The following is a 17408-nucleotide window of genomic DNA, read 5'->3' on the forward strand; positions in this document are numbered from 1 at the left end:
TATGAGTAATGAATGAAGATTTAAAAGAAAATATTATGGGTGCATTAGAATTGGTAATCGATCCAGAATTAGGCGTGGATATTGTCAATTTAGGATTGGTGTATGATGCAGAGATGGATGATGAAGGAGTAGTAACGATTACGATGACGCTCACCTCAATGGGCTGTCCTCTTGCAGGAACCATTGTCGACCAAGTGAAAAGAGCGTTAGCTGATATTCCGGAAATAAAGGATGTAGAGGTTAATATTGTTTTTAACCCGCCATGGAATAAGGAAATGATGTCACGTTATGCGAAAATTGCATTAGGCATCCGTTAAATAACTCAAAACAGCAGAATGCATCTGCTGTTTTTTTCTGTTATCCGCAACAAACCCCAGCCTATGCGCAACTAATATCAGTTAACCGCAACAAACCTCAGCCTATGTGCAACTAATTTCTGTTATCCGCAACAAACCCCAGCCTATGCGCAACTAATTTCAGTTATCCGCAACAAACCACAGCCTATGTGCAACTAATATCAGTTATCCGCAACAAACCAAAGCCTATGCGTAACTAATTTCAGTTATCCACAACAAACCCCAGTTATGCTCAACTAAAAATGCCTATCCACATTTCGTCTTCACAAAAAGGACAAATGTATTTAAGCGGAATGTGAGGTAGTTCACTTATTCGTAGTGGAAACCCCGATATAATACAGGTAATAAGGCTGTTTGGTTTTGAAATGGCCGTTTTAGGAGGCGTTTCATATATGGCATTTGGCCGAGACTTTAATAAAGATCCATTTATCGTAATTTGGGAACTTACGCGCGCATGTCAACTCGCTTGTTTACACTGCCGTGCAGAAGCTCAATTAAGAAGAGATCCACGGGAACTATCCTTTGAAGAAGGTAAAAACCTTATTGATCAAATATACGAAATGAATAATCCAATGCTTGTCTTTACCGGTGGAGACCCATTAATGAGACAAGATGTTTTTGACATTGCTAAATATGCAGTAGATAAAGGCGTCAGGGTCTCTATGACACCAAGTGCAACACCTAATGTTACAAAAGAAGCAATTGAAAAAGCAAAGGAAGTAGGTCTATCTCGCTGGGCATTTAGTATTGATGGTCCCACAGCTGACGTTCATGATCACTTCCGTGGAACAGCAGGTTCTTTCGACCTAACAATGGGAAGAATAAAATACCTGCATGAACTTGAAATACCCATTCAAATTAATACGGTAATTTCTAGATATAATATTGAATATCTTGATGAAATGGCAAAAATGGTTGAAGAACTGGGCTGCGTTTTGTGGAGTGTGTTTTTCCTTGTTCCGACGGGGAGAGGTCAAGAATCAGATATGATATCACCTGTTGAGCATGAGAAAGTATTTAGATGGCTGTATGACCTCAGCAAGCGGGTTCCTTTCGACATTAAAACTACTGCTGCCCAGCATTACCGCCGTGTTGTTATTCAGCAAAAAATGCGCGAAGCAAAAGAAAAAACGGAGGAAATAAATTATTTAAGTGCATTAACAGAACAAGGCTTAACAGGTTCAATTGACGGACTTGGCCGCGCACCTAAAGGTGTTAATGATGGAAATGGGTTTGTTTTTATCTCCCATATTGGAGATGTCTACCCAAGCGGACTATTACCAGTTAAAGCAGGAAATGTACGTGAAACACCATTAGCAGATATTTATCGTGAGTCACCCATTTTTAAATCATTAAGAAATCCGGATTTATATAAAGGTAAATGTGGTGTATGTGAATTCCGGCATGTATGCGGTGGTTCAAGGTCACGAGCGTATGCGATGACAGGGGATTACCTGGAAAGCGAACCATTCTGTGTTTACATTCCAAAGGCTTTAAGAGAAAAACAAGCTCAATAATGAATAAGAGGAGGAAGCAATCATGTTTGATTGCTTCCTCCTCCTATTCGATGTTGCAATATACCGCCGGACAATTTTCACAGCCAATTTCGTCTTTTAAATATTGAAGATCTAAAATAGATATTTTTCCCTTTTTTACACTAACAATTTTATCTTTCTTCAATTCACTAAGGATACGGTTCGTACTTTCTCGAGAAGTTCCGCAAAAGTTGGCAAGCTCCTGGTTGGTTAATGGTAAATCTATTAATATTTCATTTCCTTTATGAATACCATAGCTATTAGACATTCTTATTAACGTTGAAATAAGTGCTCCGCGCTTTCCGTTTAAAACAAGATCACGAAATTTTGTCTGTGTTTTTCGGAAATGATCACTCATCCATTTCATAAATTCAAAAGCCAGCTTACTATTCTGGAAAATTTCACTTTCAATTACATCTTTTTTTATCGCAACAATTTCGCCTTCTTCTAACACTTTCGCACTTAATAAATATCTAGGATTATCGGTAAAGAGCGTTAATTCACCACAAATATCATTTTCTCCGCATATTCTTAACGAAAGTTCCCGGCCGTCAGAGGTAATTTTACTAATTTGTACTTTACCAGAAACAATTATAAAAAGTTCTTCAGCAAGCATACCTTCTTGAAATAAATAGCTCCCTCTTTCACTATTAATTTTCCGATCAGCAAACCTAAGTAACTCCTTTATTTCTATTGAATGAGTAGGCTTTATTTTTGTCATCATTATATATCACCTCAAAGTTAGTCACATTTCAGATTATTATTACTCTTATTTTAACTTAGGTGATGCCCGCTAAAAGAAGTAAACAATGACAATATAGTGAAAACTTATTTTTAAATTAAAAAATACCGTAAGAAATGGTAAGATAGTGAATAAAGTAACAGTATTTTTAATGAATTGTTGGTAGAATGAATATATTACTCGCTTTTTGAAAAAAATGGAGTTGATATAAATGGAAAAGACCATTATTAAAGATAAATTAAATCGTCCATTACGAGATTTAAGAATCTCTGTTATCGACAGATGTAATTTTCGCTGTCAATATTGCATGCCTGCAGATCAATTTGGTGATGATTTTGAGTTTCTGCCAAAAAGTGCTTTGTTAACATATGAGGAAATTGAACGTGTAGCGAAAATTTTTGTTAGTATAGGTGTAGAAAAAATCCGTCTTACCGGTGGTGAACCACTACTTCGCAGGGATCTTCCGATTTTGGTGGAAAAGCTTTCTAAGATTGACGGTTTACACGATATTGCATTAACGACTAATGGGATCCTACTCCCAAAACTGGCAGTTAAATTGAAAGAAGCAGGACTTAAAAGAGTTAATATCAGTCTTGATACGTTAGATGATGAGTTGTTTGGTGAAATCAATGGACGTGGTGTAGCTACCCAGCCTGTGTTAGATGGGATTGAAGCTGCTAAAGAGGCAGGTCTCAAGATTAAAATCAATATGGTGGTTAAAAAAGGTCTTAACGATTCAGAAATCATCCCGATGGCGGATTTTTGCCTGAAGAATGGTTTGGAGCTGCGTTTTATTGAATATATGGATGTAGGATCATCGAATGGCTGGAAAATGGATGATGTTATTACAAAAAAGCAAATATACTATCTGCTAAAAGAGCATTATCAGTTAGAGTCACTTGACCCAGCTTATTTTGGTGAAGTTGCAAAATTGTATAATTATAAAAACACGGACGTGAATGTTGGGTTTATTACTTCTGTATCAGAGTCATTCTGCAGCAGCTGTACCCGCTCGAGGCTTTCGGCAAATGGACAAATCTTTACTTGTCTATTTAATGGAAATGGTCATGATATTCGAAACTTTATGAGAAACGGTGCAACAGATGAAGAACTGAGAAACCGAGTTATGAATATTTGGAATGCCCGAAATGATAGGTATTCTGATGAACGGACAGAAGAGACAGCAAAAAACCGTAAAAAAATTGAAATGTCCTATATTGGCGGCTAACCTCTCTTATTTAAAAGAGAGGTTTTTTTGCATAGAAAAAGAGGCTGCTGCACCAGCCTCTTATCGTTCTTTATTAGAAATATCTAGGGAATAAGATGTTGTTTTCAAGGTGAACGTGCATAAAGGTAAGACCTTCAAGTTCTTCTAAGCGTTTATAGACTAAACGATAGGTTCCACATGCGTCAAGCGGAAGTGTATAATCAGAAGTTACTGCACGAATTTGTCTTAAGATTTCACCTGCATGGTCATGTTCTTTTTCAAGCTCTACAATCATGTTGATTGCTTCTTCGCGATCTTCTACTGTTCCGTCTGAAAGTTGTTTAATCAGCGGAAATACAATTTCCTCTTCTTTCGTCATATGTTCGATTAATTCTTTTTTAAATTCATAAAAGAGTTCATTAACCTTTAACAGTTCTGGGTGATTGTCACCATGTACACGAGAAACCTTGGTAACATATGGGCTAAGCAGTGATAATTCCTCTTCAGATGTTCGGTGATAATGGTTGATGACGTGATCAATAATGGTGTTTGAATCAGATTTCGTCCATACTTCTAAGTCTGTTTCAGTTGAGCTGTTTTTTTCAAATACCACTCTTAATTCTTCTAGCAATGCGCCTTCATTAACGCCATTTTCAGCTATTGCTTGTGAAAGTGGAATATTGCCTCCACAGCAAAAGTCAATTCTAAACTTCTTGAACACATCGCTCGTTTTTGGCAGTTCATTTACAATATCTTTAACCAATGTATTTGAAGATAAAGGGAAAGTAATCATATTTTCCTCCTAAAGATTATTATTTCATAACTTAAGGATACTGGATTTCCTAGATCTTATAGGTGACTTGAATCACTTATTTGATAGGAATTAAAACTTTTTTGTCCATAATTGTGATATTTGCTATATTGGTTACTATTAGATAGGCTTATAATGAAATAAGTTCAACCAATTATCTGAACTTTTATTTGTTATGGCAGGAGTTGTTGGTGTTGCTAGAGAGAAGAAAACCAATCCCGATTGGGGAAGCAGTAAAAAAAATAATGGAATATCAATTAAATGGTAAAACAGAATATGTATCGATCGATGAAAGCTTTGGGCGTTTTTTATCTGAAGACTTAAAGGCAACCAGCGATGTACCTCATTTTGACAGGGCACCATATGATGGATTTGCTGTTAGATCTATCGATACGAAGGAAGCCTCCTTAACGAATGCGGTGGAGTTTAGGGTCGTCGACCATATAGGTGCTGGCATGACATCCTCTAAGATCGTAAACCAGTTCGAAGCGGTTAGAATTATGACCGGAGCTATGATGCCTGAAGGTACAGATGCGGTTGTGATGTTTGAAGTGGCAAAAGATTATGAAAAAAATGGGACCCCATTTATGTTGATAAAACGCAGCTTCAAAAAGGGTGATAATGTTTCCTATCGTGGCGAAGATGCCAAAGAGGGTGAAATCTTAGTAAAAAAGGGCACTTTCATAAATCCAGGCATTCAAGCAATGTTGGCGACATTTGGCTATCACCAAGTGCCTGTTGCAAAAAAGCCGGTGATAGGGTTATTTGCAACGGGAACTGAATTGTTAGAGGTAAAAGAAGAATTGGTACCTGGAAAAATTCGAAACAGTAATTCACATATGATTGCTGCTCAAATTCAAAGAACAGGCGCTATTGTCCACTATTATGGTAAACTCCCTGATGTATTTGATACGTGCTTTACTGCAGTAAAAAATGCATTGGATAAGGTAGACATCCTCATTACTACTGGCGGCGTTTCTGTTGGGGATTTTGATTATCTACCTGCGATTTACGAAAAGCTGGGTGCTGAGGTTTTATTTAATAAAGTGGCGATGAGACCTGGTAGTGTTACAACGGTAGCTCAATTCGAAGGGAAGCTTCTATTTGGGTTATCTGGTAATCCTTCGGCCTGCTATGTTGGATTTGAATTGTTTACTCGGCCGATTATTCGAAGAATGCTTTTTTCTGCCAAACCACATCTGCGAAAAGAAAAAGCGGTACTTGAGGTTGATTTTCCTAAAGCTAACCCTTTTACGAGATTTGTCCGCAGTGCTTTTTCAATCAAAAATGGCAGCCTGTATGCAACACCAAGTGGATTAGACAAATCGAATATCATCATGAGTCTTTCTGGAGCTAATTCCTTGATGATTCTTCCAGGAGGGACCAGAAGCTTTAAAGCGGGTGATGAAGTAGATATTTTGCTGCTTGAAGATCAAGTTGGCAGTGAATGGCCTTGGTAAAGTCCATCATTTTTCAAGTGGCAGGATATCAAAATTCTGGTAAAACCACTTTTTTATTAAAACTGCTTCAAGTATTAAAAAAGGATGGATTTAAGATAGTCACCATTAAGCATCATGGGCACGGTGGTAGGCCGGATATACCACTTCAAAAGGATTCGTCCAAACATCTCGATGCAGGAGCAGCTGCAGCATTGGTTGAAGGGGATGGCAGGATGGTCGTGCAAGCTGAAGATTCGGCTTGGACCCTTGATGAACAAATTCGTTTTATGGGTTTTTTTCGACCGGATTTCATTTTAATTGAGGGACATAAAAAAGAGGCCTATCCAAAACTACTCATTTTAAGGAATGATGACGATCTATCACTCATTAGAAATGTAGAAAATATTAAGGCTGTCATTGTTTGGGATCAAGCTTTAACGAAAGTGGTAAGGGAATATCTGACGGTTCCAGTCTTTCATATTTCCGAAGACAATGCTGTGATGGAAATTTCGAAACAATTAATTAAACTTGTTAATCAATTTGATAATAAAAGAAATTGACTAAAAAAAATCGGTCTAAGCGACCGATTTTTTTAGTCAATTTTACAAATTTCTGGGGAGCAGTCTTCACAATCAATTTCATTCTTTAGATAATCAAGGTCATGGATGGTGATTGAACCTTTATCAATGGAAATAATTCCTGTTTTTCTTAAATCACTTAGTAATCGATTCACTACTTCCCGTGATGTTCCACAAAAATTTGCTAATTCTTGATTGGTTAATGGTAATTCAATTAGAATTCCCTGATTTGTTTTTGTACCGTAACTATTAGTAATACGGATAAGTGTAGAATATAAGGCACCTTTCTTACCATGAAGAACGAGGTCTCTAAATTTAGTTTGTGTTTTCCGATATTGTTGACTCATCCATTTCATAAATTCAAGCGAGAGTTCAGTGCTCTGTGCAAGTTTTTCTTCAAGGTCTACTTTCATGATAACAGCCACTTCGCCGCTTTCAGCTACACGTGCACTTAACAGATACTTTGGCGCTGTTGAAAACAAATCTAGTTCTCCAATAAAGTCTCCTCTTGAACACATTCTCAGTGTTAGTTCCCGGCCATCAGGTATTATCTTTCCGATTTGAATGATACCACTTTGGACAATATATAATTCATTGGCTACAGAGCCTTCTTGAAACAGAAAAGTTCCCTTTTCAATTTTCTTTGTATGGTGAACTGTCTCAAACAGTTGGGTTAATTTTACAGGTAATTCTATTATTGACTGCATACGAATAACCACCTTAAAGGGGCGAAATCAATCGCTAATTTGTATTCCTAAATAAATGACAGTCAAGGTTGCATTTACTAGATAATACTATAATTATATTGTTAACAAAGCTTATATATCAATAATTGTGGCATAAATTCATACAATCGTCAAAATTGACCATAAGCGATATAGTGACATTATTTCATAATTATTCCTTTAATGGCCCCGGATATAATGGAAATAATAAAGATGTACAAGAAAAGGAGGGACAGTTAATGGGTCAAAGCAGGCAGTTTAAATCTGGACAAAGAGCACCGAACAATGGTGTATATATAGAAATCGGTGATACAGAGTCAAATGTCAATAATCCAAAAAAGATTAAGTTAAAAGCAGGGGACAGGTTTCCGGAAACATCAAATGACGAACGTGTATGGACCTACCAGCGTAAACCTTAAATTATTCACAAGGCTATCTTTCGTAAAGATTGTTGTTAAAATCTTAAAGCCGATTTTAACGTGGAAATAGCTATTTTGCACTTTAGAATAAAGTTTGCAGGCTCTTTTCTTATTGAGTAAACTTAGCACAATCATTTAAATTTGTTCCAAATTGACAAAGTTTAGAAAAGAGCCCTTAAAAAAGTCATCCCAGGTGGATGGCTTTTATTTTCTATTTAATTACATATTCGTATATAATAAAAGTAAATAGGTCAAAAAAGGTCAAAGGGGTGTGAAATATGGATATAAATCGTATGACAGAACGGTTGCAAAAGGGGATAGTAGATGCCCAATCGTTGGCAATAAAGAGCAGCCATCAAGAGGTTGACGAACCCCATTTATTCTTAACACTTCTTCGTCAAGAAGATAGTCTATTACGAGTGATCCTGGAAAAGGCTGGCATCAAGGCAGATGTTGTTGAAAAATCATTACAATCAGTTCTTGATAAAAAACCACAAGTTACCGGAAGTGGTACAGAGCATGGGAAATTATACATTACTTCTAAGCTTCAGCGGCTTTTTGTGAGTGCTGAAGATTTTGCTGCCAAATTTTCAGATGACTTTATGTCGATTGAACATATATTATTAGCTGCTTCCTATACAGGCGATTCAGAAATACAAAAGATTATTAAATCAAACGGAAAAACTCCAGAGGATATCTTGTCCGCAATTAAGGAAATAAGGGGGAACCAAAGAGTGACATCACAAAATCCCGAAGCCGTTTACGATGCCCTTAGTAAATATGGCAGAGACCTTGTGGCAGAAGTAAAAGCAGGTAAATTGGATCCTGTTATTGGAAGAGATACTGAAATTCGGCATGTAATTCGAATTTTATCAAGAAAGACTAAAAATAACCCTGTTTTGATTGGTGAGCCTGGAGTGGGGAAAACAGCAATTGTTGAGGGGCTTGCTCAGCGAATCGTGAGGAAAGATGTTCCTGAAGGATTAAAAGATAAAACAATTTTCTCATTAGATATGAGTGCATTAATTGCAGGGGCTAAGTTCAGGGGTGAATTTGAAGAAAGATTAAAAGCGGTACTAAATGAAGTGAAAAAAAGTGAAGGACAGATTCTATTATTCATTGATGAGCTTCACACCATTGTTGGAGCAGGAAAAACGGATGGGGCTATGGATGCTGGAAATATGTTAAAACCGATGCTGGCTCGTGGTGAGCTGCACTGTATTGGGGCAACCACCCTTGATGAACATCGAAAATATATTGAAAAGGATCCTGCCCTGGAACGCAGATTTCAGCAAGTACTTGTTCAAGAACCTAATGTGGAAGACACCATTTCTATTTTACGTGGCTTAAAAGAAAGATTTGAAGTTCACCATGGTGTGAAAATCCATGATCATGCTCTTGTGGCAGCTGCAACTTTATCTGACCGGTATATTTCCGATCGCTTTCTGCCGGATAAAGCGATTGATCTAGTGGATGAAGCATGTGCACTAATACGAACAGAAATTGATTCTATGCCGACAGAACTTGATGAGGTAACACGGAGAGTAATGCAGTTAGAAATAGAAGAAGCGGCATTAAGAAAAGAGCAGGACGATGCAAGCAAAAAAAGACTCGATACTCTCTTAAAGGAGCTGGCAGAATTAAAAGATCATGCAAACAGCATGAAAGCACAGTGGCTGCATGAGAAACAAGGAATTCAAAAATTGCAGGATAAAAGGGAGCAACTTGAAAAACTCCGAAGAGAATTGCAACAGGCAGAAGATAAATATGATTTAAACACTGCAGCAGAACTCCGACATGGTCGGATTCCTTTGGCTGAAAAAGAACTGAAAGAACTGGAATCAGCTGCGTCGAAGCAAGAGAAGCTTCTTCGTGAGGAAGTGACAGGAGAAGAGATATCAAACATTGTTTCAAGATGGACAGGAATCCCACTCTCTAAGCTGGTAGAAGGTGAAAGGGAGAAACTCTTGCGATTAGAATCCATATTGCATGAGCGAGTTATCGGACAAAATGAAGCGGTCCAATTAGTTGCAGATGCCGTTTTACGGGCCCGTGCTGGAATTAAGGATCCAAACAGACCGATTGGTTCTTTTCTCTTCTTAGGACCAACCGGTGTAGGAAAAACTGAACTTGCCAAAGCATTGGCAGAGGCATTGTTTGACAGTGAAGAGCAAATGATTCGAATCGATATGTCCGAGTATATGGAAAAACACGCAGTTTCACGGTTGATTGGAGCCCCTCCAGGATATGTGGGATATGAAGAAGGCGGACAACTAACGGAAGCTGTTCGAAGAAGACCTTATTCTGTTATTCTGTTGGATGAGATTGAAAAGGCACATCCGGAGGTATTTAATATTCTCTTACAGGCACTAGATGATGGCAGAGTTACAGATTCACAAGGAAGGGTAGTGGATTTTAAAAATACAGTCATCATCATGACCTCTAATATTGGTTCTCATTTCTTACTAGACCGGAATGAAAATGAGGTAGAAATATCAGAGGCAACAAGGGAAAAGGTTCTCGGACAATTGAAAAGTCATTTCCGACCTGAATTTTTAAATAGGATTGATGAAACCATTCTTTTTAAACCGTTATCGTTAACCGAAATAAAAGATATCGTAGTAAAAATGATGAAGGAACTTCAAAGCAGATTAAAGGAAAAGGAGATAGAAGTGGTAATTGCAGACAGTGCAAAAGAGTTTATTGCTGTAAATGGGTTCGACCCTATTTATGGAGCCAGACCATTAAAAAGGTATATTCAAAGAAATATCGAGACAAAACTAGCTAGGGCTATCATTGCTGGCAAGGTCCAAGAGCACTCTGTTGTAAACATTACAATAGAAAAGGAAGAAATCGCAATCACAATTAACTAAACAAAAAAGGTCATCCGAATAATGGATGACCTTTTACATTTAGTGTTTTTGAGCAGGTTCATTTGGAATGACTGAAGTTGCAATAATAATCAAAATGGCAACAGCAACAGATATAATCGCCCCTGTACTGAAGTCAAAAACTCCGCCTTCTGTCATTGAACTAACTACATATGAAAGCATTTGCACTAAAAGAAATGTCCAGAAAAAAGTCCAAAAGTATCGCACTATGTATCACCTCTACCCTATTTATCATCTTAAATAATATTAACATAAGCTTTTGAAATAATAAACGCAAAGTTTGACAATTACTTTTCTCTCCTTAAAATATAAAATCACCGGATGTTTTCGTTAATTCTAGGCTATATTCCCTTTCAACAAATGTGAAATCACATACAATATTTTGAGGAAATATGTAAAAGGAGATTTAGTGATGGAGAACCGGAATTTTCAGATGGATACTCAATGGAACGTCATCCATTACCCTGAAAAGCCCACAGGTTTTGGAATATTAATAATTGGAGATGAAAGGCATTTTGTTGACGAAAACAAATGCTTTTGGTCCCAAAATGAGGGTAAACTGGCCATTATCAATCAATTTAAAGAATCAGGATACACTATTTTTTCCTCAAATTTGTATGGGCGAAACTGGGGAAGTGATCATGCTGTAGAGCTTGCACAAAGGCTGTATCAGCAAGTTATTAGGAGTGAAATTCTAAATAATAAAGTGCATTTAATCGCTGAGGGGATGGGGGCACTTGTTGCAGTAAGGTTAATGGAAAAGATGGAGGGGCAATTAAGATCTGTCGTTTTATTAAATCCTATTCTCTCCTTAAAAAAACATATTGCACTTGAAAAAGAACACAAGTTTTTTTACAAAAAATTAATGAGGGAACTGGCAGCGGCTTATAAGAAGGATCAAGCAACACTTGAAATGGAGCTTGAAAACATGAATGATGAGGTAAATTTAAATTTGGGGGTTCCAGTAAAAATTATCAATGTTATTTCGAGTGGGAAATCCTATACCCATTCAAAACTGCTGCAAGAAATACTTGCTAAAACACAAATAAGTCCAACATATATTGTCCCTGAAAAAAAACAACAGCTTGGCTATATGATGAAAAAGTTTTTCAATCAGTATGAGAAGGTGCTTTAACGCTCCCTCCCCATAAAAGGAAATATTTCTTTATGAAACCGCATAGGATTCATTAAAGAAGCTTGGGGAGGCAGGATTTGTAATGGACAAGGTCGTTATAGCTGAAGTTTTTGACTTTGTGACTTTTCATGTGTGCAAAGCATTACTTGATAAAGGAATTGAGGTCAGGGGAGTACAGATTGAAGCTGAAGAAAATGAAGAGATTCTAATGGAGAAAAAATTAGAGATAGGACGGAATTCAAACTTTACTGAGGTTAAACTAGAAGAAATTTTAATGGAATACAGACAAAACGAGGCAATCATACTCTCTGTCTACGACTTATATATGCGATATAAGGAAAACCTTTTGCGGAATGAATGCAGGATAAGTAAATTCATTCATGAGGATTTTCAGGGCCAATTCGTTATGCTTGTTCCAAGCAAAATCCTTACAAATGGAATGGAATCCGACGCAAAAGCGGACATAATTGATTTTATAAATAGGATCAAAAAAATGAATGTCACCATACAAATCCTTTATCTGCCAACCATCTATGGTCCTTGGCAGCCTGATACCTTTTTGTTTCAACAATCTATACTAAAGGGAATGGATATGGGAAAGGGTTTAAGAGGATTGCGGGAGCAGACTAACGACGCCCTATTTATTGAGGATGCAGTCGAATCAATCCTAGAAACGATCGAAAAGAAAATACCAGGAAATTACTTACTCCAAAGTGGAAAGAAAGATCAGTGGGATTTATGTGCTGAGTTTTTAGGAATCAAAAAACCAATTACAGATCACTCAGCGGAAGAGAGAGTGGAGGAAGAAATAATCTCTTTAACGGTTAAGAGTTCAATTCCCATTTCAGAAGCTTTGACCAAGCAAATGGACCATACCCGCCGTTTGAATCGTTAATTATTAATTTAAAAAGCTGCCTTGAACACAGGCAGCTTATTTTTTCTTTAAAAATTGTTGTACATAAGGATATACCCTTTCAAATAAAGGTTTTAAGTTTTGAGAAGAATCCTTTAGTTTAACGATGTTTTCTACAATTGATTCAAAATCAAGTGAATTTTGGTTGGAATTAGGAACATCCTGACGACTTCTCTGCATACTTTCCGCACGGTCACCAAACATCAACTTTGAAAATGGATCACCTGGACGATTTTTCTCTTTTCCCATTTTAATATCCTCCTCTTGTAATGATTTCCCCTATTAGATTATGAGGCGAATAGTCAAATGGTATAGACATTAGTGGGGGTAGAAGCAATTAAAGGTTGCTTAAATACACTTTTATTTGATAAAATTAGTACCAAGTCATAATAATTGATATTAATAGATGAATTGATATAAGGAGATGATTCCTTGAACGCTGGAATTGTTGGAATTGGAAGGTATTTGCCAGAAAAGATCGTTACAAATGCAGACTTAGAAAAAATGATGGATACAACAGATGAATGGATTCGAACTCGGACAGGGATTGAAGAACGTCGAATCGCAGACGATAATACGAATACTTCTGATATGGGGCTGGTGGCTGCTCAAAAAGCAATCAAAGATGCAGGAATCACTCCTGAAGATATTGATTTAATTTTGGTTGCCACGGTAACACCTGATCAGCCTTTCCCATCCGTTGCATGCATGCTGCAAGAACGTTTAGGTGCTAAAAAAGCTGCAGCGATGGACGTTAGTGCAGCCTGTGCAGGTTTTATGTACGGTATTATTACCGGAAAGCAGTTTGTTGAATCAGGAGCTTATAAGTATGTTCTAGTAGTGGGTGTTGAAAAGCTTTCAAAGATAACTGACTGGAATGACCGGAACACTGCTGTACTATTTGGAGATGGTGCTGGTGCTGTTGTAGTTGGAGAGGTGTCTGAAGGTAGGGGAATTCTTTCGTTTGAACTGGGTGCAGATGGTACTGGTTCTAAGCATCTTTATCAAGATGAATACATTATCATGAATGGACGGGAAGTCTTTAAATTTGCAGTGCGACAGATGGGGGAAAGCTGTGTTCATGTTCTCGAAAAAGCTGGACTGACAAAAGATGATGTTGATTTCTTAATCCCGCACCAAGCCAATATTCGGATTATGGAGGCCTCTAGACAAAGGCTGGAGCTACCGGTTGAAAAAATGTCAAAGACAGTTCATAAATACGGAAATACTTCGTCTGCGTCTATTCCGATTTCTCTCGTTGAGGAAATAGAGGCTGGAAAGATCAAAGACGATGATCTCATTGTAATGGTAGGCTTTGGCGGCGGTTTAACTTGGGGCGCCATTGCGATTAGATGGGGAAAATAAGGAACTGTTAACTATATATTGAAGTGTATTAAAGGAGATGTCTTATATGGATAAGCGCAGGGTTGTGGTTACAGGTTTAGGGGCGGTTACTCCGCTTGGTAACGATGTTGAAACGACATGGAAAGGGATTATTGAAGGAAAGTCTGGAATTGGCCCTTTAACAAGAGTGAATGCAGAAGAGTATCCAGCAAAAGTTGCTGCTCAGATAAATGACTTTAATCCTGAAACTTTTATGGATAGAAAAGAAGCTAGAAAAATGGACCGTTTTACTCAGTATGCGGTTGCAGCGGCACTGATGGCCGTTGAGGATGCAAAACTAACGATTACTGACGAAAATGCCCCTCGTATCGGGGTTTGGATTGGTTCAGGTATTGGCGGTATGGAAACATTCGAAGAACAATATGAAATCTTTCAAAAAAGAGGTTACCGGAGAGTAAGTCCATTCTTTGTACCGATGTTAATTCCTGATATGGCTACAGGTCAAGTTTCGATCAGACTAGGAGCAAAAGGATTTAATTCATGTACAGTAACAGCATGTGCTACAGGAACCAATTCAATCGGTGACGCCTTTAAAGTCATTCAACGCGGCGATGCGGATGCGATGATTACAGGTGGAGCGGAAGCCCCAATCACGAAAATGTCAGTAGCCGGCTTCTGTGCAAATACTGCTCTTTCTACAAACCCTGATCCAAAGAGTGCCAGCAGACCATTTGATAAAAATCGTGATGGTTTTGTTATCGGTGAGGGTGCGGGTATCATTGTACTAGAAGAATTAGAACACGCTTTAGCCCGTGGAGCAAAAATATATGCGGAAATCGTTGGCTATGGTGCGACTGGTGATGCGTATCATATAACAGCACCGGCCCCTGGTGGGGAAGGCGGCGCGCGTGCCATGAAAATGGCCATTAACGACTCTGGGTTAAATATTGAAGAGATTGATTATATTAATGCCCATGGAACGAGCACTGAGTATAACGATAAGTTTGAGACGCTTGCTGTGAAAGAGGTCTTTGGAGTCCATGCATACAAGTTGGCAATGAGTTCCACTAAATCAATGACCGGCCATCTTCTTGGAGCAGCAGGCGGGGTTGAAGCAATCTTTACTGTATTGTCGATGAAAAACAGTATTCTTCCTCCGACCATTAATTATGAAACAGCTGACCCAGAATGTGATTTGGATTATGTCCCAAATAAGGCACGTCAAAAAGAAATTAAGGCAGCAATGAGTAATTCCTTAGGCTTTGGCGGCCACAATGCAACGATTGTTTTCAAGAAATATGAAGCGTAAACAGCTCGACCAGGAAATCTCCTGGTCGTTTTTTTTTATTGTTCCAGCTCCAGCACCCTAGCGGCTAGTGTCCTTCGCTCTCCGCGATAAAAATCCCTTCAGGATTTTTACCTACCTACGATAAGTCAAGCACGAATGACGTTTCCGCTTTTCTTATTATCTAGGGAAAGTATTGCAGAACCCTCTATCCATACCATTCATAAAATGTAAAAAATGAAAAAGTATGGAGTGAGGAAATGGGCATCATTCAAACAGATAAATGGTTGGAAGAGGAATTTGATCGACCAACAAAAATATGCGAAAAGCTGCTCCCTGCTTTCAATGGACAAAGTGCACCAAAAATTTATAATCAATTAACCGAATTCGGGATGTATAAACCATCACCGCTAACCAAAGAAATTTTCACGATGATGAAAGAAACAAATGTGTGGGATGAAGTAAGAGGCATTTTTCATGATTATAAAAAGGCATGGGGAGGACCTGATATACCAATTTATCTTTTTCCAATTGGCCAGCAAAGGAGCTTTTTTTCCAGACAAGAAGAAAAAGTCAAAGGTGGAGTCTCCTACCCAGATAAAATGTTTTTATTTCTTTCTAACAAATTAACTTCAAAAGAGTTGGAAGCGCTATTTGTCCATGAATACCATCATATTTGCAGGTTGAAAATGCAAACGAAAAGGTTTGAAGACTACACATTACTGGATTCAATAATTATCGAAGGGCTTGCGGAATACGCTGTGCTTGTTCACTGTGGGAGAAACTATTTAGCAGACTGGTGCAAAATGTATGCAGATGCAGAATTGGAGAAATTATGGAATATATATTTGCAAGATAACTTGGAATTAAAAAAAAGCGAAAGAAAACATGACGATTTTTTATATGGGTTAGGCAGGGTTCCTAATTTACTGGGGTATGCGGCTGGATTTAAAATTGTGGAGAATTTTTATCGGAATAATCACTATTCTACAAAACTTTCCTTCAAAATACCTGCAAAGAAATATTTATTGACTGAAAATAGCTTTACAAAAAAAAGCCGGAAAAAATAGGCTTTTTTTTGTCCTACTATCTTCCTCAAAATATATATTAAGGAATAAATTAACTTATGTCTGCCCATACTGATTGACAAACAGTTACTTGAAGTGAGGGGTTGTACAATGTTGTATCTTCATGATGTTTGGGTAAATTGGTTTGAAGGTGAAGAAAATGGATATAATGTGTGCCACTTTCATGAATGGCGCAAAGATGACGGTGTAGAGCTGTTAGACCAGGCTCCTTTGTTAAAAGTAGAACCGATTCTCTTTCACTATATTGAGAACGATCTCTCAGAATTACCTCAACAGCTTCTAGATGATATTTTTCAAAAGGCATACTTACGAAAAAATCATGAAAGAGTTCAACTAGATTATTGCTTCATCGTTACAGATGGGGTTGGAATCTTAGCCGTTGATACAATTGGTTACTCGATTCCGATTAGAAAGAGCAGGCTTATTCCAAGACAAGAGCAGCTTGTCTATGAAATGATTGCTGCACATGAGCCAAAAAAATATCATTTCCAACAGAATTCAGTGGATAAGGATTTCCATATTTTATCACCTGAACCAGATTTAATGACAGGGCTAACACGAAAAGAACGTCAACTAAAACAACTGTTATTTATGGCACTTGATCAATTACATACATCTAAGAATGAGGCAGAGGTTCGATACTGGTTTACTGAATGGTGTCCAGAGCGTTACACAGCCATTCAAGAATTAAACTTTGAAAATGCATGGCAGCAATTGTTTGAGGAAACAAAATACGGTTGGTCCACCAGGCATGAAACATTTTGTGAAAATCTAATAAAAGGTCAGCCGTTTTTCGAAAAACTATGGGAAATGGAGCATGGACCTAAAGTAAACTAAAAAATTCCGGTCACGAGACTTTTCGTGACCGGAATTTTTTCTAGCTCCACAAGAGTAAGCTTCGGTAGCGTTACCTCGCACGAAAGAAAAGCGTTAGCTTTTC

General features: G+C 37.8%; 18 protein-coding genes. 13 read left to right on the forward strand and 5 right to left on the reverse strand.

Annotation, left to right across the window (positions count from 1 at the left end; translation table 11 throughout):
• Window positions 1-8 precede the first annotated feature (8 nt).
• Together AC2TFD_RS07800 and AC2TFD_RS07805 are read left to right on the forward strand one after the other, a co-directional pair.
• Entirely contained in the window at window positions 9-317 is a 309-nt protein-coding gene (locus tag AC2TFD_RS07800) for a metal-sulfur cluster assembly factor (protein ID WP_335515233.1), read from the forward strand.
• A 431-nt stretch (window positions 318-748) separates the two neighbouring features.
• Window positions 749-1873: a TIGR04053 family radical SAM/SPASM domain-containing protein gene (locus AC2TFD_RS07805; RefSeq protein WP_335514397.1), complete on the forward strand. Its 1125-nt coding sequence runs from the start codon at window positions 749-751 to the stop codon at window positions 1871-1873.
• 43 nt (window positions 1874-1916) lie between these two features.
• On the opposite strand, the gene AC2TFD_RS07810 is transcribed toward AC2TFD_RS07805, so the two are convergent.
• Window positions 1917-2615, reverse strand: coding sequence for a Crp/Fnr family transcriptional regulator (locus AC2TFD_RS07810; protein ID WP_335514400.1), 699 nt, complete (start codon window positions 2613-2615; stop codon window positions 1917-1919).
• A 229-nt stretch (window positions 2616-2844) separates the two neighbouring features.
• Between AC2TFD_RS07810 and moaA the strand changes: the two genes are divergently transcribed.
• Window positions 2845-3861 carry a GTP 3',8-cyclase MoaA gene (gene moaA, locus AC2TFD_RS07815; protein WP_335514403.1) on the forward strand — a complete coding sequence of 339 codons (1017 nt, stop codon included), beginning with the start codon at window positions 2845-2847 and terminating at the stop codon, window positions 3859-3861.
• A gap of 73 nt (window positions 3862-3934) precedes the next feature.
• Here moaA and ric read toward each other — a convergent pair whose 3' ends face one another.
• On the reverse strand, window positions 3935-4633 hold the full coding sequence (ric, locus tag AC2TFD_RS07820) for an iron-sulfur cluster repair di-iron protein (protein WP_484675382.1): 699 nt from the start codon (window positions 4631-4633) through the stop codon (window positions 3935-3937).
• A 212-nt stretch (window positions 4634-4845) separates the two neighbouring features.
• Between ric and AC2TFD_RS07825 the strand changes: the two genes are divergently transcribed.
• Window positions 4846-6111: a molybdopterin molybdotransferase MoeA gene (locus AC2TFD_RS07825; RefSeq protein ID WP_484675383.1), complete on the forward strand. Its 1266-nt coding sequence runs from the start codon at window positions 4846-4848 to the stop codon at window positions 6109-6111.
• Window positions 6099-6650: a molybdopterin-guanine dinucleotide biosynthesis protein B gene (gene mobB, locus AC2TFD_RS07830; protein ID WP_335514412.1), complete on the forward strand. Its 552-nt coding sequence runs from the start codon at window positions 6099-6101 to the stop codon at window positions 6648-6650. The genes AC2TFD_RS07825 and mobB overlap by 13 nt, the downstream gene beginning before the upstream one ends.
• Window positions 6651-6682: 32 nt before the next feature.
• Here mobB and AC2TFD_RS07835 read toward each other — a convergent pair whose 3' ends face one another.
• On the reverse strand, window positions 6683-7375 hold the full coding sequence (locus AC2TFD_RS07835) for a Crp/Fnr family transcriptional regulator (protein WP_335514415.1): 693 nt from the start codon (window positions 7373-7375) through the stop codon (window positions 6683-6685).
• A gap of 257 nt (window positions 7376-7632) precedes the next feature.
• On the opposite strand from AC2TFD_RS07835, the gene AC2TFD_RS07840 reads away from it, so the two are divergent.
• Both AC2TFD_RS07840 and clpB read left to right on the forward strand, forming a co-directional pair.
• The gene (locus AC2TFD_RS07840; protein WP_335514419.1) at window positions 7633-7812 is read left to right on the forward strand and encodes a YjzC family protein; all 180 of its coding nucleotides are present in this window, start codon (window positions 7633-7635) and stop codon (window positions 7810-7812) included.
• A 278-nt stretch (window positions 7813-8090) separates the two neighbouring features.
• On the forward strand, window positions 8091-10685 hold the full coding sequence (gene clpB, locus AC2TFD_RS07845) for an ATP-dependent chaperone ClpB (protein WP_335514422.1): 2595 nt from the start codon (window positions 8091-8093) through the stop codon (window positions 10683-10685).
• Window positions 10686-10724: 39 nt separating this feature from the next.
• Here the strand turns inward: clpB and AC2TFD_RS07850 are convergent, their stop codons facing one another.
• The gene (locus AC2TFD_RS07850; protein WP_484675384.1) at window positions 10725-10910 is read right to left on the reverse strand and encodes a YjzD family protein; all 186 of its coding nucleotides are present in this window, start codon (window positions 10908-10910) and stop codon (window positions 10725-10727) included.
• Window positions 10911-11115: 205 nt separating this feature from the next.
• On the opposite strand from AC2TFD_RS07850, the gene AC2TFD_RS07855 reads away from it, so the two are divergent.
• Complete coding sequence (locus AC2TFD_RS07855; RefSeq protein ID WP_335514426.1) at window positions 11116-11838, forward strand: lipase family protein; 723 nt, start codon at window positions 11116-11118, stop codon at window positions 11836-11838.
• 82 nt (window positions 11839-11920) lie between these two features.
• Window positions 11921-12733 (forward strand): hypothetical protein, encoded by an 813-nt coding sequence (locus tag AC2TFD_RS07860; RefSeq protein WP_484675385.1) that lies wholly within the window; start codon window positions 11921-11923, stop codon window positions 12731-12733.
• A 36-nt stretch (window positions 12734-12769) separates the two neighbouring features.
• On the opposite strand, the gene AC2TFD_RS07865 is transcribed toward AC2TFD_RS07860, so the two are convergent.
• Window positions 12770-13000: a hypothetical protein gene (locus AC2TFD_RS07865; RefSeq protein WP_335514431.1), complete on the reverse strand. Its 231-nt coding sequence runs from the start codon at window positions 12998-13000 to the stop codon at window positions 12770-12772.
• Between the two features lie 183 nt (window positions 13001-13183).
• Between AC2TFD_RS07865 and AC2TFD_RS07870 the strand changes: the two genes are divergently transcribed.
• From AC2TFD_RS07870 to AC2TFD_RS07885, 4 genes are all read left to right on the forward strand, one after another.
• Window positions 13184-14116 (forward strand): beta-ketoacyl-ACP synthase III, encoded by a 933-nt coding sequence (locus tag AC2TFD_RS07870; protein WP_335514433.1) that lies wholly within the window; start codon window positions 13184-13186, stop codon window positions 14114-14116.
• Window positions 14117-14162: 46 nt separating this feature from the next.
• Entirely contained in the window at window positions 14163-15404 is a 1242-nt protein-coding gene (gene fabF / locus AC2TFD_RS07875) for a beta-ketoacyl-ACP synthase II (RefSeq protein ID WP_335514435.1), read from the forward strand.
• 236 nt (window positions 15405-15640) lie between these two features.
• On the forward strand, window positions 15641-16450 hold the full coding sequence (locus tag AC2TFD_RS07880) for a DUF2268 domain-containing putative Zn-dependent protease (RefSeq protein ID WP_484675386.1): 810 nt from the start codon (window positions 15641-15643) through the stop codon (window positions 16448-16450).
• Window positions 16451-16558: 108 nt separating this feature from the next.
• Window positions 16559-17305 (forward strand): YjbA family protein, encoded by a 747-nt coding sequence (locus AC2TFD_RS07885; protein ID WP_335514441.1) that lies wholly within the window; start codon window positions 16559-16561, stop codon window positions 17303-17305.
• The last annotated feature ends 103 nt before the right edge of the window (window positions 17306-17408 follow it).

This window comes from Neobacillus sp. plas4, from assembly GCF_057221695.1.

What these genes read in the sequence shown, in the direction of transcription:
- ric (WP_484675382.1), bottom strand. Translation starts at nt 4,633, where the DNA reads ATGATTACTTTCCCTTTATCTTCAAATACATTGGTTAAAGATATTGTA.
- AC2TFD_RS07835 (WP_335514415.1), bottom strand. Translation starts at nt 7,375, where the DNA reads ATGCAGTCAATAATAGAATTACCTGTAAAATTAACCCAACTGTTTGAG.
- AC2TFD_RS07880 (WP_484675386.1), top strand. Translation starts at nt 15,641, where the DNA reads ATGGGCATCATTCAAACAGATAAATGGTTGGAAGAGGAATTTGATCGA.
- AC2TFD_RS07805 (WP_335514397.1), top strand. Translation starts at nt 749, where the DNA reads ATGGCATTTGGCCGAGACTTTAATAAAGATCCATTTATCGTAATTTGG.
- mobB (WP_335514412.1), top strand. Translation starts at nt 6,099, where the DNA reads ATGGCCTTGGTAAAGTCCATCATTTTTCAAGTGGCAGGATATCAAAAT.
- AC2TFD_RS07810 (WP_335514400.1), bottom strand. Translation starts at nt 2,615, where the DNA reads ATGATGACAAAAATAAAGCCTACTCATTCAATAGAAATAAAGGAGTTA.
- AC2TFD_RS07800 (WP_335515233.1), top strand. Translation starts at nt 9, where the DNA reads ATGAATGAAGATTTAAAAGAAAATATTATGGGTGCATTAGAATTGGTA.
- AC2TFD_RS07860 (WP_484675385.1), top strand. Translation starts at nt 11,921, where the DNA reads ATGGACAAGGTCGTTATAGCTGAAGTTTTTGACTTTGTGACTTTTCAT.
- AC2TFD_RS07840 (WP_335514419.1), top strand. Translation starts at nt 7,633, where the DNA reads ATGGGTCAAAGCAGGCAGTTTAAATCTGGACAAAGAGCACCGAACAAT.
- moaA (WP_335514403.1), top strand. Translation starts at nt 2,845, where the DNA reads ATGGAAAAGACCATTATTAAAGATAAATTAAATCGTCCATTACGAGAT.
- AC2TFD_RS07865 (WP_335514431.1), bottom strand. Translation starts at nt 13,000, where the DNA reads ATGGGAAAAGAGAAAAATCGTCCAGGTGATCCATTTTCAAAGTTGATG.
- AC2TFD_RS07885 (WP_335514441.1), top strand. Translation starts at nt 16,559, where the DNA reads ATGTTGTATCTTCATGATGTTTGGGTAAATTGGTTTGAAGGTGAAGAA.
- clpB (WP_335514422.1), top strand. Translation starts at nt 8,091, where the DNA reads ATGGATATAAATCGTATGACAGAACGGTTGCAAAAGGGGATAGTAGAT.
- AC2TFD_RS07855 (WP_335514426.1), top strand. Translation starts at nt 11,116, where the DNA reads ATGGAGAACCGGAATTTTCAGATGGATACTCAATGGAACGTCATCCAT.
- fabF (WP_335514435.1), top strand. Translation starts at nt 14,163, where the DNA reads ATGGATAAGCGCAGGGTTGTGGTTACAGGTTTAGGGGCGGTTACTCCG.